Annotated in this window: 15 protein-coding genes; 13 read left to right on the top strand and 2 right to left on the bottom strand. The window is 61.1% G+C overall.

The genetic code is table 11. From position 1 onward, the window contains the following. Window positions 1-75 precede the first annotated feature (75 nt). From J2T21_RS18915 to J2T21_RS18900, 4 genes are read left to right on the top strand one after another with little or no spacing between them, the layout of a single operon-like run. Window positions 76-1,815, top strand: a complete 1,740-nt coding sequence (locus J2T21_RS18915) for a dynamin family protein (protein WP_307583543.1) — start codon at window positions 76-78, stop codon at window positions 1,813-1,815. Continuing rightward, window positions 1,812-3,452, top strand: coding sequence for a GTPase (locus tag J2T21_RS18910; protein ID WP_307583540.1), 1,641 nt, complete (start codon window positions 1,812-1,814; stop codon window positions 3,450-3,452). The genes J2T21_RS18915 and J2T21_RS18910 overlap by 4 nt, the downstream gene beginning before the upstream one ends. After that, window positions 3,439-4,473 (top strand): thiamine-phosphate kinase, encoded by a 1,035-nt coding sequence (gene thiL, locus J2T21_RS18905; RefSeq protein WP_307583539.1) that lies wholly within the window; start codon window positions 3,439-3,441, stop codon window positions 4,471-4,473. Before J2T21_RS18910 ends, thiL begins: the two co-directional genes overlap by 14 nt. A gap of 57 nt (window positions 4,474-4,530) precedes the next feature. After that, a complete protein-coding gene (locus J2T21_RS18900) occupies window positions 4,531-5,673 on the top strand; it encodes an acyltransferase family protein (RefSeq protein ID WP_307583537.1) in 1,143 nt (380 codons plus the stop codon). A 353-nt stretch (window positions 5,674-6,026) separates the two neighbouring features. Here J2T21_RS18900 and J2T21_RS18895 read toward each other — a convergent pair whose 3' ends face one another. Next, a complete protein-coding gene (locus J2T21_RS18895) occupies window positions 6,027-6,746 on the bottom strand; it encodes an IclR family transcriptional regulator (RefSeq protein ID WP_071215214.1) in 720 nt (239 codons plus the stop codon). A 112-nt stretch (window positions 6,747-6,858) separates the two neighbouring features. Between J2T21_RS18895 and leuC the strand changes: the two genes are divergently transcribed. The 6 genes from leuC (at window position 6,859) to J2T21_RS18865 (ending at window position 13,406) form a co-directional block, all read left to right on the top strand. Beyond that, window positions 6,859-8,316: a 3-isopropylmalate dehydratase large subunit gene (gene leuC, locus J2T21_RS18890; RefSeq protein ID WP_307583536.1), complete on the top strand. Its 1,458-nt coding sequence runs from the start codon at window positions 6,859-6,861 to the stop codon at window positions 8,314-8,316. 9 nt (window positions 8,317-8,325) lie between these two features. Further along, window positions 8,326-8,928: a 3-isopropylmalate dehydratase small subunit gene (leuD, locus tag J2T21_RS18885; RefSeq protein ID WP_307583535.1), complete on the top strand. Its 603-nt coding sequence runs from the start codon at window positions 8,326-8,328 to the stop codon at window positions 8,926-8,928. Between the two features lie 209 nt (window positions 8,929-9,137). After that, window positions 9,138-10,466, top strand: a complete 1,329-nt coding sequence (gene murA, locus J2T21_RS18880) for a UDP-N-acetylglucosamine 1-carboxyvinyltransferase (protein WP_113763599.1) — start codon at window positions 9,138-9,140, stop codon at window positions 10,464-10,466. Between the two features lie 19 nt (window positions 10,467-10,485). Continuing rightward, on the top strand, window positions 10,486-11,253 hold the full coding sequence (locus tag J2T21_RS18875) for a lysophospholipid acyltransferase family protein (RefSeq protein ID WP_307583532.1): 768 nt from the start codon (window positions 10,486-10,488) through the stop codon (window positions 11,251-11,253). Continuing rightward, the gene (locus tag J2T21_RS18870; protein ID WP_307583531.1) at window positions 11,254-12,285 is read left to right on the top strand and encodes an NAD(P)H-dependent glycerol-3-phosphate dehydrogenase; all 1,032 of its coding nucleotides are present in this window, start codon (window positions 11,254-11,256) and stop codon (window positions 12,283-12,285) included. It abuts the gene before it with no gap. After that, window positions 12,282-13,406 carry a D-alanine--D-alanine ligase family protein gene (locus tag J2T21_RS18865; protein ID WP_307583530.1) on the top strand — a complete coding sequence of 375 codons (1,125 nt, stop codon included), beginning with the start codon at window positions 12,282-12,284 and terminating at the stop codon, window positions 13,404-13,406. The genes J2T21_RS18870 and J2T21_RS18865 overlap by 4 nt, the downstream gene beginning before the upstream one ends. 81 nt (window positions 13,407-13,487) lie before the next feature. Here J2T21_RS18865 and J2T21_RS18860 read toward each other — a convergent pair whose 3' ends face one another. Further along, entirely contained in the window at window positions 13,488-13,934 is a 447-nt protein-coding gene (locus tag J2T21_RS18860; RefSeq protein ID WP_373458076.1) for a DUF3515 family protein, read from the bottom strand. Window positions 13,935-14,104: 170 nt separating this feature from the next. Between J2T21_RS18860 and J2T21_RS18855 the strand changes: the two genes are divergently transcribed. From J2T21_RS18855 to J2T21_RS18845, 3 genes are read left to right on the top strand one after another with little or no spacing between them, the layout of a single operon-like run. Continuing rightward, on the top strand, window positions 14,105-15,151 hold the full coding sequence (locus tag J2T21_RS18855; RefSeq protein ID WP_307583526.1) for an LCP family protein: 1,047 nt from the start codon (window positions 14,105-14,107) through the stop codon (window positions 15,149-15,151). 22 nt (window positions 15,152-15,173) lie between these two features. Beyond that, a complete protein-coding gene (locus tag J2T21_RS18850; protein ID WP_307583524.1) occupies window positions 15,174-16,136 on the top strand; it encodes a DAK2 domain-containing protein in 963 nt (320 codons plus the stop codon). Continuing rightward, window positions 16,126-18,339, top strand: a complete 2,214-nt coding sequence (locus J2T21_RS18845) for an ATP-dependent DNA helicase RecG (RefSeq protein WP_307583522.1) — start codon at window positions 16,126-16,128, stop codon at window positions 18,337-18,339. Before J2T21_RS18850 ends, J2T21_RS18845 begins: the two co-directional genes overlap by 11 nt. Window positions 18,340-18,346: the final 7 nt, after the last annotated feature.

The raw sequence follows: 18,346 nt of genomic DNA, 5'->3' as shown, positions 1-18,346 counted from the left end.
CATGATGTAGTGGTGACTACTAGTAATGGCTCCGGACCCGAAGGTTCGCCACACCTCTCTGCAGTTCCAGCAGACATGGAAGCCATCAATCTGCTCACCGAAGTCCGTTCCGATCTTTCGGTCAACATCCTTCCCCTGGACATTGCCGGTGTTGCCCAGCTACGTGAAAACGTCCGCAGCTCGGTGGAACAGCTCGACGACTACATCCTGCCGCGTTACCGCAGCCTGGATGCACCGCTGCTCGCCGTTGTCGGTGGATCCACCGGTGCCGGAAAATCCACGCTCGTCAACGCGATTGTGGGCCACCCGGTGACCCGTGCCGGCGTGATCCGGCCCACCACCCGACAACCCATCCTCCTGCACCACGAGCTGGATCGCCCCTGGCTGGAAAACGACAGGATCCTTCCAGGCCTGCGCCGCATCACCGGAACCACCGTCAGCCGCAACGAATCGATTCCGGCAAGCCAGGCAGGTGCCACACCGGATGCCGCCCTGACCGATTCGATCATCCTGCTCCAAGATGATGCCGTCCCACGCGGCCTGGCGATCTTGGATGCCCCGGACGTGGACTCGATCTCGGATGAGAATCGCCGACTCGCCGGACAGCTGCTGGCTGCGGCAGACCTATGGATCTTTGTCACCACCGCCAATCGGTATGCGGACGCCGTTCCCTGGAAACTTCTCTCGGAGGCGGCTGGCCGCAACATCACTGTCGCCGTCGTCCTGGACCGGGTCCCTGCCGGCGTGGAAGAGGAGATCGCCACTGACCTGCGTGGCATGCTCCAGCGAGAAGGGCTGGGCGGGGCCGAGCTCTTTGTGGTTCCGGAACTCGAACTAGACGAGATGGACATGCTGCCGGGCCTCGCCGTTGCGCCACTGAAGACGTGGCTGGGCGAGCTGGCGGACACCAGCGAATCGCGCGCCGCCATAGCCCGCCAGACCCTTGCCGGGGTTCTTGGCCAGCTTGCCGACCGCGGGGACGTTATTGCCGTGGCCATGGGGGAGCAGGAAGCCAGCGGCAGCAGGCTGGCCCAATACGCGGAGGAAGCCTTTGCCCAGGCGCACGTCGGTATCCTCGCCAGCGTTCAAGACGGGACCTTGTTGCGTGGCGAGGTCCTGGCGCGCTGGCAAGACTTTGTGGGAACCGGTGAATTCTTCCGATCTCTTGAATCCGGGATCGGCAGGCTGAGGGATCGGATCGGGGCATTCTTCACCGGCAAGCCCAAGCCCGTCGACAATATCGAGGCCGCCATCGAAAGCGGCCTGCATGCCGTCGTCGTCGACCAGGCCGCCAAGGCGAGTGAAACCACGGAGGAACGCTGGAGAGCCGACCCCGCCGGCAAGGGGCTGGTCGGCACCGCCAATCTCGGAGTCCTCTCCGCGGGCTTCTCCGACAGGGTTGCCGAGCAGGTGCGAGCCTGGCAGGGAGACCTGATGGGCATCATCCGTACCGAGGGGGCCAACAAGCGTATGACCGCCCGCATGGTTTCCTTTGGTGTCAACGGGGTTGCCGTTGCGCTCATGGTTGTAGTCTTTGCGTCCACCGCTGGCCTAACCGGGCTGGAGGTCGGTATTGCGGGCGGGTCGGCCGTGGTCGGGCAAAAACTTCTCGAGGCAATCTTTGGGGAGGACGCCGTGCGCAGACTTACCAAGCGTGCCAAGGATTCCCTGGCGGCCCGGTGCACCGATCTTCTCGAGACGGAAAAGGAACGTTTCCTTGTCCGCTTACAAGGTATTCCCACTGCTGAGGACGCCAAACGAATGAAACAGAATTCGGCTGCCATACGCCGACTGGCCCGGGAGCAAGGTGCATGAGCCGCCGCCGTCAAACCACGACCACCAGCCCGCTCGAGCTTCGACTGGAAGCTCTCAAGGAAGCCACGGAGTTGGGGGCCGACTGCATCGACGTTGCGGTGAGTGAAGCTTCCTGGAAGATGCTCGAACGCGCATCAACACGCAGGACACTTTCCGCGGAACACACCGTGGTCGGATTTTTTGGAGCCACCGGCAGCGGAAAGTCTTCATTGTTCAATGCCATCGCCGGACAGGACCTCGCGAAGGCGGCAGCAACCAGGCCAACCACAAGCCAGCCACTGGCCGGAATCTGGGGCCGCACCGGTTCCGATCCGCTGCTTGATTGGTTGGGCGTTCAGGAACGCCATGTGCTTGACTCACCCTTGCGCCTGGAAAAGAAGGGCTTCTTTGGATCGGAAAAGGAAGCCAGCGGGCTGATCCTCCTTGACCTGCCGGACTTCGATTCCACGGTCGCAGCAAACCGCGAAATTGCCACCAAGCTTGCCGGGCAGGTCGACGTGTTGATATGGGTCCTTGATCCACAAAAATATGCGGATGCCGCAGTTCACCACGACTTCATCCGACCGCTGGCAACCCACGGTTCGGTAACCCTGGTGGTGCTGAACCAGATCGACAAGCTCAGGGAGAATGAGCGTCAACCGGTGATGGATTCCTTGCGCTCGATACTCTTGGCAGACGGCCTGGCCAACCCAAGGTTGCTGGGGGTCTCGGCATTGACCGGCGAAGGCCTGGACCCATTGCGCCAGGAAATTGCCCGAGTAGTCACTGAACGCGGGGCCACCACACGCCGGCTAACCGCCGACGTGGCGGGCATTGCCGAGCGGATGGGCGAAGGCTCTTCCATGAAAGAGCTCGCTCTTCCTTCGGAACCCGCGAAGAAGTCGCTCACGGGCGAACTGGCAGCAGCAGCCGGGGTCGACACCGTAGTGGATGCCGTGCGAAGCTCGTATCGTCTTGATGCCCACAAGAAAACTGGCTGGCCGCTAACCCGGTGGCTGGCGAAGGTTCGTCCGGATCCGCTGCGCCGGCTCAACCTAAAGAGCATGGACGTGAATCCGAAGCTCAACCGCACCTCCTTGCCGACCCCCGGCGCCGCGCAAAAGGCCCAAGCCGATTCCGCGGTCCGCCGTTATGCGGACCAAGCCGGTGAAGGTGCACCCGAAGCCTGGCAGGGTTCAATCCGGCGCGCGGCGCGAGAGGGACAGGACACCCTGCCCGATGAATTGGATCAAGCCATTGCCAACACCGATATCGGCGCCACGAAGGGCGCCTGGTGGTGGCCGGTGGTCTCCGTCATCCAATGGATTTCGCTAATCACCGCCCTGGCCGGAGGGCTCTGGCTGGGGGCGTTGTTCGCTGCGCAATACTTCCAATTTTCGTTACCTGAAGTTCCCAAGATCGAAGGATTCCCCGTCCCCACGCTCATGGTCGTCATAGGCATACTATTGGGAATCGTCCTGGGACTTGCCACGGGATTGGTTGCCCGGGTTGGGGCGGGCGGCAGAGCCAGGAAGGCCAAGAAATCCATGCTCGCGGCTGTCGGTGCCGTGGCGCAACGTGCCGTCGTTGAACCCGTGGATGCAGAAATCACTCGACACAACCACTTCATTGGAGCCCTTGAACGTGCCCGAAAATAATCAGTTGACCGTTGGAAACCTGGGGGAGAGCGGACTACTGGATCGTATCCTGCCGCGCCTCCGGGGGGCGGCAGCGCTGCTGGGACCGGGCGATGACGCGGCATTGATCGCGGCACCCGGGGGCAAATTTGTGATCACTGTGGATACTCTCGTGCAGGACCAGGATTTCAGGTTGCGCTGGCCCAACGGGTTTGAAAGCAGTGGCTTCGACGTCGGCTGGAAATCAGCGGCACAAAACCTCTCTGACGTCAATGCCATGGGAGCCATTGCCACGGCCGCGGTTATTTCCTTGACTTTGCCCCACGGCACGCCCGTCTCTTGGGTGGAGGACCTGGCTGAAGGCTTCAGTGCGGCTGTCCGCGACCTTGGTGCCTCCTACTGCGCCATTGCCGGAGGAGACCTTGGCCGCGGGGGAGAATTGTCGATCACAGCGGCCGTCACAGGAATGCTTGCCATGGGCAAACCCGTGTTACGCAGCGGGGCCAAGCCGGGTGATCTCGTTGCCATCAACGGCGTGCTGGGTGTTGCAGCAGCGGGACTGGCCCTGCTTGATGCGCCGGCTTCACATCTCGATTGGAGTGAACAGGAACGGGCATTGGTCTTTGGCCAGCGACGCCCGTCGCCTCCGCTGGGAGCAGGGCCGGAGGCGGCGCGCGCCGGGGCAACGGCCATGATGGATCTATCCGATGGCCTGTTGAAAGACGGCCGACGGATGGCGGTTGCCAGTAACGTCAAGATTGAGATTGATAGTGCCAGTCTGAGGAGTTATGCCGCCCCGCTGCAGACAGCAGCACAAGTGCTGTCTGGTGACCCGATGTCTTGGGTGCTCGAGGGCGGTGAAGACCATGGTCTCCTCGCTACGTTCCCGCGAGGTCTAGAAATCCCTGTCGGATTCAAGGTGATTGGTGAGGTCTCCCCGAGGAATACAGGCGACGCTGCGGTGCTGCTCGACGGCATCAAGATTGCCGAAGGGGGTGGGTATGATCACTTTCGGGCAAGGTCCTCCTGGCATTCCACGTAGGATTGTCGGCGGCGGTTCGTGAATCGCTGTAAGGTCAACGACAGCTGCCGAGGGAATATGACAAACGCTAAGCCAGAAGCCACTCATCCCAAGAGGGATGCCGGTGTCCGGCTCTACCTGTTGGACGTACTCAGGCTCTCGGCAGCGATTTCCGTCGTTTTATACCACTTGGTCGCGGCTCGACCAGCCGGCTGGGATCTGGCGTCAAAAGGCGCAATGGAGCCGTTGGGTGCCGTTGCTTCTTATGGTGCTTTGGGTGTTCAGTTCTTCTTCATGGTCAGTGGCTTCGTGATCCTGATGTCTTTATGGGGGCGAAGCCTGGCTTCATTTACCGCTTCACGGATATCCAGGCTGTTTCCTGCCTATTGGGCGGCCGTGTTGTTGTGCAGTTTCCTGTTCTTGGTCATTGCTCCCGGGGAGTTTAAAGACCCATCAGGCTCCCAGATCCTCGTTAACCTGACAATGCTTCAAGAGCCTCTCGGTGTGAATCACATAGACGGTGTCTATTGGACATTGTGGGTCGAACTAATCTTCTATGTCACTGCCGCCGTGTTGGCGACCCGTGGACTGACAGCAGGACGAGTTCTGGCTTTCGCATTCCTATGGCCACTCGCAGGGGCGATGGCCATGAATGCCAAACACGAACTCTTGACGCAGCTTTTGATTCCGGAGTATTCGCCGTTCTTCGCTCTAGGCATGGTTCTCTACCTGATTTTCGCTGAAGGATCCACGGTGCTCCGCTGGCTTGTTGTAGGCATGAATTTTGTGGTGGGCGGATTCATGGCCACGAAACACTTCCTCCCCACTATGGAACGGGTGACCGGAAGGGACCTGTCGAGTGTGGTTGTGTGGGGAATTCTGGCAGTTGGAGTGATTCTCATTGTTTTGGCGACAGTCAGCCCGCTGAACGGGCGGGGTTTTGCGTGGATGTCCGTTGCCGGCGCTCTCACGTATCCGTTGTACCTCGTGCATGAATATTGGGGTTGGTGGATCATCCGATCCTTGTCGGGCAGCTTGAACGCCTGGTTTGTTCTGGCGCTGGCGTTGGCTGTCGTCACGGTATTGGCATGGGCTATCTACAAGCTGATTGAAGTGCCGTTTAGTCGGAAATTCAGGAGACTTCTTGAAAAGAGCCTTCCATCTCGTCAAGACAAGAGGGAAAAAGTCGAACGCGCATCGAATTCAACGTTCAGGAGCTGATTTGGGAAGGCAGCAAATCGCCGGCTGAAGTTTGGGGCAGGGGTGGATGGGTGCCTTATTTGGCAGGTGGCCGGCATGGGTTGGGTTGCCCCGGGATGCTGCTGCTGCCCCTTAGTTGGATGACCGTGGCCTGGTAGAAGGCCCTCCGCATTTTCGCTAGGTGAACCGTGGCTTCAAGCTGAATACCACGACGTGCTCTGAAGACCGCGGTGACGTTTTGCCAATTTGCAAGTGCATTGATCCTTCCGGCGCATTTCACCTGGACGGATGCATGATGGGCCTGTTGCGATCTTGGCAGACGAATATGTGCCAGCCGCGCCCAGAACAAGCAGCAATCCAAAGACGAGCAGTCATCAGTCCCCGGTCTTGCGCAGTGCGTCACTCAGGGCGTTGGCCGTCTGGACGACCACTTCCTGGTGCGCCCGACCCGGCTGGCGGGAAAGACGCTCGATTGGTCCGGACATGGAAACCGCAGCAATAACACGACCCGAAGGCCCGCGGACGGGCGCCGAGACCGAAGCCACACCGGGCTCACGTTCACCGAGGCTTTGGGCCCAACCGCGGCGCCGGACTCCGGCAAGTATGGTGGGGGTGAACCGGGCTCCGTGCAGCCCGTCCAACAATCGTTCGTGGTCCTCCCACGCGAGCAGGACCTGGGCGGCGGAACCGGCTTTCATGGAAAGCTGGGTTCCCACAGGGATGGTGTCCCGCAAGCCAACGGGACGTTCGGCTGAGGCGACGCACACGCGGTAGTCCCCTTGCCGGCGGAACACCTGGGTGCTTTCGCCTGTGGAGTCCCTCAATTGGAGCAGCAGCGGGCCGGCCGCGGCAATCAGCCGGTCCTCACCGGCCGCCGAGGCTAGTTCGACGAGGCGACCACCCAGCACGAACCTGCCGTGGATGTCCTTGCCGACCAACCGGTGGTGCACCAGGGCCTGCGCCAGACGGTGCACGGTCGGCCTCGAGATCTTGGTCAGCGATACAAGCTGCGCCAGGGAGGTGGGCCCCGCTTCAAGGGCATTGAGGATGAGGGCCGCTTTGTCGATGACGCCAACGCCACTTGATGTGTCCATAGTTTGATATTGCAGTCTCACTATTTGAGATGCAAGTCCGTGTAGTGGATATTACGAGGGTTGCGATGGAACAGTTGAGACATAGGATTTTAATCAAGTGAGGGAGTCGGTCATGGCCGCACACCAGGCAGCACAGACGCTGGCCGAAAAAGTATGGAACGCGCACGTGGTGCGCAAGGGAGACGGGGCAGGCGCTGCGCGCCAGCCCGACCTGATCTATATCGACCTGCACCTGGTTCACGAGGTGACTTCCCCGCAGGCATTCGAGGGCCTTCGCCTCGCCGGGCGCCCGTTGCGCCGACCCGACCTGACGATCGCCACCGAGGATCACAACACCCCGACGCTGGACATTGACAAGCCGATTGCCGACCTGACCAGCCGCACGCAGATCGAGACCCTGCGCAAGAACTGCGCCGAGTTCGGCGTGCGCCTGCACTCCCTCGGTGACAAGGAACAAGGCATTGTCCACGTGGTCGGTCCCCAGCTGGGTCTCACCCAGCCGGGAATGACGGTCGTCTGTGGCGACTCGCACACCTCGACCCATGGTGCCTTTGGTGCCCTGGCGTTCGGCATCGGAACCTCCGAGGTCGAGCACGTGATGGCGACCCAGTCGTTGTCATTGAAACCTTTCAAGACCATGTCGATCAACGTCGAGGGAACACTGAAGCCGGGTGTGACCGCCAAGGACATCATTCTGGCCGTGATCGCCAAAATTGGCACCGGCGGCGGACAGGGCTATGTCCTGGAATACCGGGGTTCGGCCATCCGTGCGCTGTCCATGGACGCCCGCATGACCATTTGCAACATGTCGATCGAGGCCGGCGCACGCGCCGGCATGATCGCACCGGATGCGACCACCTATGACTACCTCAAGGGCCGCCCGCACGCACCGCAGGGTGCCGACTGGGATTCCGCCGTTGCTGAATGGGACACGCTGGCAACCGACGAGGGCGCAAACTTTGACGCCGAAGTGTTCCTGGATGCCGACACCTTGGAGCCCTTTGTCACCTGGGGCACCAACCCGGGCCAGGGCGTCTCGCTCTCCGAGACCGTGCCGGCACCCGAAGACTTCGAGGACGAAAACGCCCGCGCGGCCTGCGAGCGTGCCCTCGAGTACATGGACCTGAAGGCCGGGACGCCCATGAAGGAGATCCGGGTGGACACCGTCTTCCTGGGTTCCTGCACCAATAGCCGGATGGAAGACCTCCGTGCGGCCGCAGCGATCATCCAGGGCAGGGAAAAAGACCCCGAGATCCGCATGATCGTGGTCCCGGGTTCTGCGCGTGTTCGCCTCGAGGCCGAGGCCGAGGGACTGGACAAGATATTCAAGGACTTTGGTGCCGAATGGCGTTTTGCCGGCTGCTCCATGTGCCTGGGCATGAACCCGGACCAGCTGGCCGAGGGGGAGCGCTGCGCCTCCACCTCGAACCGCAACTTCGAAGGTCGCCAGGGCAAGGGAGGTCGCACCCACTTGGTCTCCCCACTGGTTGCCGCGGCCACCGCCATCCGGGGGACCCTGTCCTCGCCGTCCGACTTGGATGCGCCTGCCGCGTCCGCAAAAGCAGCCTAAGGATTCATCATGGAGAAAATCACCACCCATACCGGAATCGGCGTCCCGCTGCGCCAAAGCAATGTCGACACCGACCAAATCATCCCGGCCGTCTACCTCAAGCGCATCACACGAACCGGTTTTGAAGACGCCCTCTTTGCGGGCTGGCGAAAGGACTCTTCCTTCATCCTGAACCAGGAGCCGTTCTCCAAGGGCTCCGTCCTGGTGGCCGGCCCCGACTTCGGCACCGGTTCTTCCCGCGAACACGCGGTGTGGGCCCTGAAGGACTATGGCTTCAAGGCCGTCCTCTCGTCCCGATTCGCTGATATCTTCCGAGGGAACTCCGGCAAGCAGGGACTGGTTGCCGCCGAGGTGGCCCAGAGCGACATCGAATTGATCTGGAAGGAAATCGAGAACCATCCGGGCACCGAGGTCACGGTTGACCTCGAGGCGCGTACGGTCACCTGCGGATCGATCATTGCCCCGTTCGCAATCGACGATTACACCCGCTGGCGCCTCATAGAGGGGCTCGATGATATCGGCCTGACCCTCCAGCATGAAGAAGAGGTTACGGCCTTTGAAGCCCAGCGTCCAGCCTTCAAGCCAACCACCTTGCCGGCACGTTACTCCTGAGTATTAGCTCACCGCGTAACTGGCTCTCATGTTCCGCTCATAGTCGCTGATCACCGGCGGAATGGGGTGGATCCGGCGAGTACAGCGCCCTGAGACGCGACCGGCGTTACACCTTCCATGCAGCCCCCGGCAATGTCGGGGGCTGTATGCTTGCTTAGTCTTACCTTCGGTTTCGAAGGCCAAACAATTGTGGTGAGGTTCTTAAGTTCATGGCGAAAGTCCTAACGATTCATGGTGGCGTGCCACTCAAGGGAAAAGTGACCGTCAGGGGTGCCAAGAACCTGGTTCCCAAGGCCATGGTCGCGGCTCTTCTGGGGGATTCACCCTCTGTCTTGCGCAACGTCCCGGAAATCAAGGACGTTGCCGTTGTCACCAGCCTTCTGAAGATCCACGGTGTCACCGTGACCAAGGACGAGGCCACGGGCGACCTGACCATGGACCCCAGCGGGACCAAGACCGCCACAAGCAATGAGATCGATACCCATGCCGGGGATTCCCGCATCCCGATCCTCTTCTGCGGCCCCCTGCTGCACAGCCTGGGCGAGGCACTGATCCCCAACCTTGGTGGTTGCAAGATCGGCGACCGCCCCATCGATTTCCACCTTGATGTGCTGCGCCACTTCGGGGCCGAGATCGACAAGGCCGGCCCACTGGGCACGAGCATCCGGGCCCCGCACGGGCTGACCGGTGCCAAGATCTCCCTGCCGTACCCGAGCGTCGGCGCCACCGAACAAGTGCTGCTGACCGCCGTGCGTGCCAAGGGCACCACCGAGGTCGAAAACGCGGCCATTGAGCCGGAAATCCTTGACTTGATTTCCTTGCTCCAGAAGATGGGCGCAATCATCACGGTGGGCCGCGACCGCGTCATTCGCATCATCGGTGTCGAACGCCTCAGTGGCTACAACCACAAGGCTCTGCCCGATCGCAACGAGTCCGCCTCCTGGGCATCCGCGGCATTGGTCACCAAGGGCGACATCTACGTCGAAGGCGCAGCGCAGCGCGACTTGACCGCCTTCCTTCACACCTACCGCCAGATCGGCGGCGAATTCGAGGTCACCGACGGCGGAATCCGATTCTTCCACCCGGGCGGGGAGCTCAAGCCGCTCATCCTGGAAACAGACGTGCACCCGGGCTTCATGACCGACTGGCAGCAGCCGCTGGTTGTGGCGCTGACCCAGGCCACCGGCGTTTCCATCATCCACGAAACCGTGTATGAGAACCGTTTCGGCTTCACCAACGCCCTGGTGGAAATGGGTGCCCGCGTCCAGTTGCACAGCGAGTGCCTCGGTGCGATCCCGTGCCGTTTCGGCCAGCGCAATTTCCAGCACTCCGCCGTGATCACCGGGCCGACCCCGCTGGTTGGCGCTGACATTGACATCCCGGACCTGCGCGGCGGATTCTCGCACCTGATTGCCGCGCTCGCTGCCGAGGGCACGAGCCACGTCACCGGGATCGAACTGATCAACCGCGGCTACGAAAAGTTCATGGACAAGCTCACTGACTTGGGTGCGCGCGTCGAGATGAATGAAATCGCCTGATCCGCATAGGCTGACTTGCATGAAAGAATCTCGCGGTACAAAAACCGCGTTTGCAATAGCGGCCGGAATCGTTCGGCCGGTCATGAACCTCATGATCAGTCGAACGTGGCGGGACTTCGACAAGCTGCCCGAAGGCGGTTTCATCCTGTGCCCCAACCACGTGACGGAAATCGATCCGCTGGTCGTGGGCCACGCGATCTACAGCTCCAAGCGCTACCCGCGGTACCTGGCCAAGGAATCCTTGTTCAAGGTGCCGGTGCTCGGCACGATCCTGCGCAACACCGGACAGGTTCCCGTGGCTCGCACCTCCGCGGGAGCATCCCAGTCGCTGAAGGCCGCACGCGAGGTCCTTGACGCCCATGGCGTCATCGTCATTTACGCCGAGGGTACCCTGACCCGGGACCCGGACCTGTGGCCCATGCGTGGGCACACCGGTGCCGCGCGGCTGGCCCTGCAGACCGGTGCCCCCGTCATTCCGATGGCGCACTGGGGTGCCCAGGAATTGTTTCCCCGCTATGCCAAGGGCTTCAAGCTTTTTCCCCGCAAACGGGTAACGGTCATGGCCGGGGATCCGGTTGACCTGGATGACTTGCGGGATGTCCCCTTGACCCGGACGATTCTCCTCGAAGCCACTGAACGCATCATGCAAGCCATTGCCAAGGATGTGGGCGTCTTGCGTGGCCAGAATCCACCGGAGGTCCTTTGGGACCCGGCGGATCACGGCCAGGCCGCTCAGGGCCGAAATTTCGACAACGGGGCCCCGACGAACGAAACAAAGGACAAATAAATGAGGCCCGCACCAAGGAAGATTGCCGTCATGGGCGCCGGAAGTTGGGGGACCACCTTTGCCAAGGTGCTTGCCGACTCCGGAGCCGATGCTGGCATAGAGGTCATGATTTGGGCCCGCCGCGACGAGGTGGCGGCGGAGATCAACACGCGCCACACCAACTCGCGCTACCTGCGCGAAACGAAGCTCCCCGGCAATATCTCCTCGTCCTCCAGCACCGCCAAGGTGCTGGCCGGGGCCGAATTGGTGGTCCTGGCCGTCCCGGCCCAAAGCCTGCGCGAGCAGCTACGTTCCTTCAAGGAATTCCTGGAACCCAACGCCGTGCTCATGTCCCTGATGAAGGGCCTTGAACGCGACACCGATGCTCGCATGAGCGAAGTGATCTCCGCCGAGGTGGAAATTTCCCCGGAACGAATCGCGGTCCTTTCCGGCCCCAACCTGGCCATGGAAATTGCCCGCAAGCAGCCCACCGCCTCCGTGGTGGCCTGCACCGAGATCGATACAGCCACGTGGATCGCCACGCTCTGTTCCACGGACTACTTCCGCCCGTACACCAACACCGACGTCATTGGCGTTGAAATCGGGGGCATTGCCAAGAACGTCATCGCCCTGGCCGTGGGCATCTGTGACGGTCTGGGCATGGGTGACAACACCAAGTCCTCAATCATTACCCGTGGCCTTGCCGAGACCACGCGCCTCGCCTTGGCGCTTGGTGGAAGCTATGAGACCCTTTCCGGCCTTGCCGGCCTGGGGGACCTGGTCGCCACCTGCTCCTCTTCGCTCTCGCGCAACAACACCGCGGGCCGGCTGTTGGGCCAGGGCCTTTACCTGGACGAGGTCAACGACCGCATGTCGCAGACCGCGGAGGGCATCAAATCGGGGCGGGCCGTGTTGGACCTCGCGACGCGCCACAACGTGGAAGTACCCATTACCGAGGCCGTGGTCATGGTTCTGGAAGGCACGCTCAGCGTGGAGAACATGGGAGCACGCCTGCTGGGGCGTCAACTAAAGTCTGAAGGTGAACTCAAGTGAGTCAAGTTAACAACCACAAGCCCCGGGTCATGCTGCTCTTTGGCGGCCGCTCATCCGAACACCCGGTCAGCTGCGTCACCGCCGCCGGTGTTCTTGAAGCCATCGACCGTGACAAGTACGAAGTCGTGCCAGTGGGGATCACCCGCGAGGGAGCCTGGACCCTGGTGGACCAGGACGTCACGTCTTGGTCGCTGGCCAACAGCAAGAAGCCCGAAGTAACCGCAGGCAACGAGGTCCTGCGCCTGACTGGTGAACCTGGCAGCCACGAACTGCTCGCCTCGGATGCAGCGCACGCCGTGCGCAGCCTGGGCGACATTGATTTGGTCTTCCCGTTGCTGCATGGCCCGTTCGGCGAGGATGGTTCCTTGCAGGGAATGCTGGAAATGGTGGACGTCCCCTACGTGGGTTCGGGCATTGCCGCCAGTGCCATTGGCATGGACAAACACTTCATGAAGGTCGTCTTCGAGGCCGCCGGATTCGCGGTGGGGCCCTACGTCGTCATCCATGACAAGCAATGGGAACGTGACCAGGATGCCTGCCTGGAATCGGTCAATGGACTGGAATACCCGTTGTTCGTCAAGCCGGCCCGCGCGGGTTCGTCCGTGGGTATCAGCCGAGTGGACACTCCCGATGGACTTGTTGCCGCCATCGAGGCGGCACGCATCCACGATCCAAAGGTGATTGTGGAAGCCGGCATCGTGGGACGTGAAATCGAGTGTGGCGTTCTTGAGGGACGCGGCTCGCTGCCGCCGAGGGCCTCCATGCCCGGCGAGATCGTGGTGGACAACGCCGGCCACACCTTCTACGACTTTGATGCAAAATACGTGGACGGGGCTGCCGCGCAGCTCAGCTGCCCCGCGGTCCTTGATGCAGCAGCCACGGAGGAAGTGCGTCGGCTGGCAGCCGACGCCTTCGACGCCGTGAATGCCGAGGGTCTGTCTCGTGTTGATTTCTTCTACACGCCAGAGGGTAAATGGATCATCAACGAGATCAACACCATGCCCGGCTTCACCCCGTCAAGCATGTACCCGCATATGTGGTCCAAAACTGGATTGGGCTACGCGGAGCTCATTGATGAATTGATCCACCTGGGACTGAACCGGAAAACGGGTCTTCGCTAAGAGCCGTGCCGAATGAAAGAGGGGTGTTTAGCCAAGTAGATCTTGGCTAAACACCCCTCCTTTTAGGTTCCAGCAATATCGCTAGGGGACATCCACGGTTTTGCTCACCGTCGAGCACGCACGCTCGGCAGGAATCTTTGACGCTGCCGATGACAGCGTCGCCAGAACCGTGCTGGAAGGGATCACATTGGGATCGAACACCAACTCGGTGGCCGGAACCCGTCCGTAGGTGGTCAAGGTCCACGCCTCGTCGCCTTCCTTGGCCAACCAGTCCACTCCGTTCACGCTGACGCATGGATCCGTTGACGGCGGCGGGGGAGTGACTCCGCAACGCAGAACCAGCTGCGCAGGGTCTCCCCATACAGCGGTGGCCTGGCTATTGGTCTGGCGCTTCTGCTGCTCCGAAATCTCAGGAGGAAGAACGACCATCATTTCGGCACACAGCGGATTGCCGGCATCGTCCGCTGATTGGACGTTGGCAATGGAAGCGCAACCGGAAAGGACAAGGAATCCCGCGAGCGAGGCCACCGTAACGGTGGCAAACCGAACTCGACTGGTCTTTCTGGCTGTATCTTTTCTGGGAGCCGACTGTGAGTTATGGGAATCTAGGCTACTAAAAATCAATCTGGGCACTTAAACAGCCTACCGGTCGTGGGACATGACTAGGATGTAAAGGAGTATTTGCTAGAGAGGCATGGATGACACATCTGAACGGGTCCTTCGAGGACACAGGCTACGAATCACCAAAGAAGAAGAAACGCACCGGTCTAATGATATTGCTGGGTGCCGTATCTTTGGTGCTCATTGCACTTCTCGTAGCCGGGGGGTACCTGTTCTCGCTTGCTCGCAGCTTTGACAACAACACCACCAAGCTCACGGACGCATTTCCCGAGGAAAGCTCACGACCGCAAAAGGCTGAAGCCGCCAAGGACGCGGTCAACATCCTGCTCCTGGGCAACGACACCCGGGCCAAGGACCAGGGCGAAGAGAACTTTGCCTCGCTGCCCAACGGTGGCCGTTCCGACACCATGATGCTCGTCCACATCCCGGCGAACCGCGAAGGCGTCTACGCCACCTCGATCATGCGTGATACCTGGTTGGACATTCCGGGACATGGAAAAGCGAAAGTGAATGCCGCCTTTGCTTACGGCGGAGTGGCACTGGCCGTGCAAACACTCGAGGGCTTGCTGGACACTCGTATTGACCACGTGGCCTCCATCGATTTCGAAGGCTTCAAGGGCTTGACCGACGCACTAGGTGGAGTCCAGATCAACAACCCGATCGCCTTTAAGCAGAATCTGAAGAACGGATTTGTCTTCCCCAAGGGAGTGCAAACGCTCGATGGTGACCAGGCACTGGCATTTGTCCGTGAACGCTACGCATTCAAGGACGGCGACTACCAACGCGTGCGCAACCAGCAGCTTTACGTCAAGGCCGTCATGAGCACCCTGATGTCCAAGGAAACATTGACGGACCCCGCGAAGATCTCCGAGACAGTCAAGGAATTCGCGCCCTATGTTGCAGTCGACGAGACCCTCGACGCCGTAAAGGTGGCCAAGCTGGGAACCACCATGGCCAACGTGCGCTCCAGCGACATGCACTTCTTCACGCTCCCCAACAAGGGAACGGGGCGTTCCGCCGATGGCCAGTCCATCGTCATTCCTGACATGGCCGTGATTTCGGACTTTGCAGACGCCTTGAAGCAGGACAAGGTGGGACAATTTGTAGAGGACAACGGTCTCTAAGGATCCAGTGATCACTCACACCATGAACCAAAAAATCCATGCCAATTCCAAGGCCATGTCAACGTGGCTTGAACGAATGGTCAAGAGCCTGGGAAACCATAGCGACCGCCTAAATGCGATCAACATCTTCCCGGTGGCGGACGGGGACACCGGCAGCAACCTCTACCTGACCGCACGCAGCGCCCATGACGCGATTTCCAAGCTGGAAACGGAAAACATTGGTGAGCTTCTGACCATGGCATCGCGCGCCGCCATGGAATCGGCCCGTGGAAACTCGGGAACGCTGTTGGCGGTCTTCCTGGCCGGCCTGGCCGAGCCGCTGTGCGGAGTGGAGCGGATGACCGCCCCGGCACTGGCCACCGCCCTGGAACGCGGCAAGGTCAGGGCCTGGTCGGCCCTGAGCGATCCGGTTTCCGGAACCATGCTCTCGGTGATGGATGTCGTGGCCTCCACGGCCCGGTCCACCCACAGGGCCAGCTCGCTGGAACCGGAAAGCAAGGCCGCGCTTGTTGAACTGCTTGATGCCCTCTGCGTGGCGGCGGAGGCGGCCGTGGTGGCCACGGAGAACGAGCTCGGGGCACTGCACAAGGCCAAGATCGTTGACGCCGGCGCCGTGGGCATGCTGATCATCCTGGATGAACTTCGTGGCTCCCTTCTTGGACACTTCATTGACCCCGACGAATACTCGAACCTGCACGGCTACGACATCCAGGACCCCCACATCCACCAGGACATCTCCCCGGAAACCGGTGTCGAGGTCATGTGCACCATCAGCCTCGATGCCTTGGGCGCGGCCACCTTGCGCGGGCAGCTGGACACCATCGGCGACTCCGTCATCATGAGCCCGGTCAACCCTACCGAAGACGGGTACCGCTGGCGCGTCCACGTACACGTACCCGAAGCCGAGAGCGCCCTTGATGTCATCCGAAGCCTGGGCACTCCGGTCAACGTCTCGGTGACCGACCTTTGCACGCATGACGGATGACCAAGACTTCACCAGCAATACGCCACTAGACTCCGTCCTTGGCGTTGCTTCAGCACGCAAAGTGGAAACCGCATTCGGATACACCACGGTCGGTCAACTGCTGGGACATTTCCCCCGCCGCTACATGGAAATCGGGGAGCTATCCAAGATTTCGGAACTTCCCGTCGGGGAAGACGCCACGATTGTCGCCGAAGTGAAATCGGTGAACCAACGGCGCATGCACTCGCGGTCAGGATTCCTGCTCGAAGTTGTCGTCAGCGACGCTCTGGGACCCGAACAATCGATCTTGCGGATGACCTTTTTCAACGGATACGAAGCCAAGCGCGACCTGCAGGTCGGTTCCACCGCCATGTTCAGCGGCAAGGTGACCATCTACCGCAACCACCTGGAACTCACCCACCCCGAATACTCCTTGCTCGACACGGCAGAAGAAGCCGATCCACGGCCCATTCCCATTTACCCGGCCACCGCCAAGTTCCCGAACAAGAAGATCCGGGAGACCATGGACCTTGTGCTTTCCCGCGTCCGGCCGGAGATCTTCGAGGAATTCATTCCAAAACAGGTCCTGGAATCCCAACGAATCCCGTGCAGAGCCACGGCCTTTGAAAACATCCACAGACCACAGACCGTTGCCCAAGGTTATGCAGCCAGAAAACGCTTTGCCTTCGAGGAAGCCTTCTTGCTCCAACTCGCGCTGGCCCAACGCCGGGCCCACCGGATGCAACAGCCGGCAATTGCCCGGCCCGGAGCCCCGGCCGGGCTGCTGGAAGCCTTTGACAATTCGCTTCCCTTCACCCTCACCGACGGCCAGGTGCTGGCCGGCATGGAAATCGCGGACGATCTCGTACGCGGCCACCCCATGAACCGGCTCTTGCAGGGGGAAGTCGGCTCGGGCAAGACCCTGGTGGCGCTGCGGGCGATGCTGCAGGTCATTGATTCCGGCGGGCAAACCGCCTTGCTAGCACCCACCGAAGTGCTCGCACAACAGCACTACCAATCCATCAAGAAATTGCTTGGCTCCCTGGGCGCTGGAGGCGAACTTGGATCGGATCCCCGCGCCACCCGTGTGGACGTGCTGACCGGTTCAGCCGGGACCGCCGAACGCAAGCGCGTGCTGCTTGGTGCCGCTTCGGGAGAAACCGGAATCCTCGTGGGCACACACGCACTGCTCTCGGAAGCGGTTGGTTTCGTGGACCTTGGCCTGGTCGTCGTTGACGAGCAACACCGCTTTGGTGTCGAGCAACGTGATGTTTTGCGATCAAAGGCGGACACGCCGCCCCACATGCTGGTCATGACAGCCACCCCGATCCCGCGCACCGTGGCCATGACCGTCTTTGGCGACCTCGAAGTCAGCCTGATGAAAACCCTGCCACAGGGCAGGGCACCCATTGCAACCCACCTGGTCCCACTCCAAGTTCCACGGATGCAGGAACGGCTTTTTGCCCGCATCGCAGAGGAAACGGCCAAAGGCCACCAGGTATATGTGGTGTGCCCGCGCATCAGCGAAAAGGCCGTCGAAGACGACTTCCTGCCGATGCCTGTGGAACCTGGCGCCAACGACGCGAGCTCGGATGCCATCGCGAAGCCGGCATCGATGACCGTAGAGAAGATGCTGGACATACTGACCACCATGCCAATCTTTGCGAACACCAATATCCGCGCCCTTCACGGGCGCATGGCCAGCGACGAAAAAGCCGAAGCCATGACTGCCTTCGACAGCGGGCGCGCCTCCATTCTGATCTCGACCACGGTGATCGAAGTCGGGGTGGACGTGCACAATGCCACACTCATGGTGATCATCGATGCGGAGAATTTCGGGATTTCGCAATTGCACCAGTTGCGTGGACGCGTCGGGCGAGGCGGCCTGCCGGGCACCTGCCTGATGACCACATGGCTGGATGCGGAGCATCCCTCGGTGGTGCGGCTGCGGGCGGTTGAATCCACCACTGATGGGTTCCTCCTGGCCGAGTCGGACCTGAACGAACGCCGTGAAGGCGACATCTTGGGGGCGAGCCAGTCCGGCTCCCGGTCCACGCTCAAGGTCCTGCGCGTCATGAAGGACGCCAAACTCATTGCCCGGGCCCGGGATGCCGCCGAGGCCATCGTGGACGGCGGTGGCGGGCTCGGCTCCTATCCCGGGTTGCAGGCCGCCGTCGAGGAATGGGTCGACGAAGACATGCAAGCATTCCTGGAAAGGGGATAGATCCACC

It is taken from the genome of Paeniglutamicibacter psychrophenolicus (assembly GCF_030812255.1).
GTDB lineage: Bacteria > Actinomycetota > Actinomycetes > Actinomycetales > Micrococcaceae > Paeniglutamicibacter > Paeniglutamicibacter psychrophenolicus_A.
The sequence above is the reverse complement of the archived record's forward strand: the minus strand, read 5'-3'. Positions and strand labels throughout refer to the sequence as shown.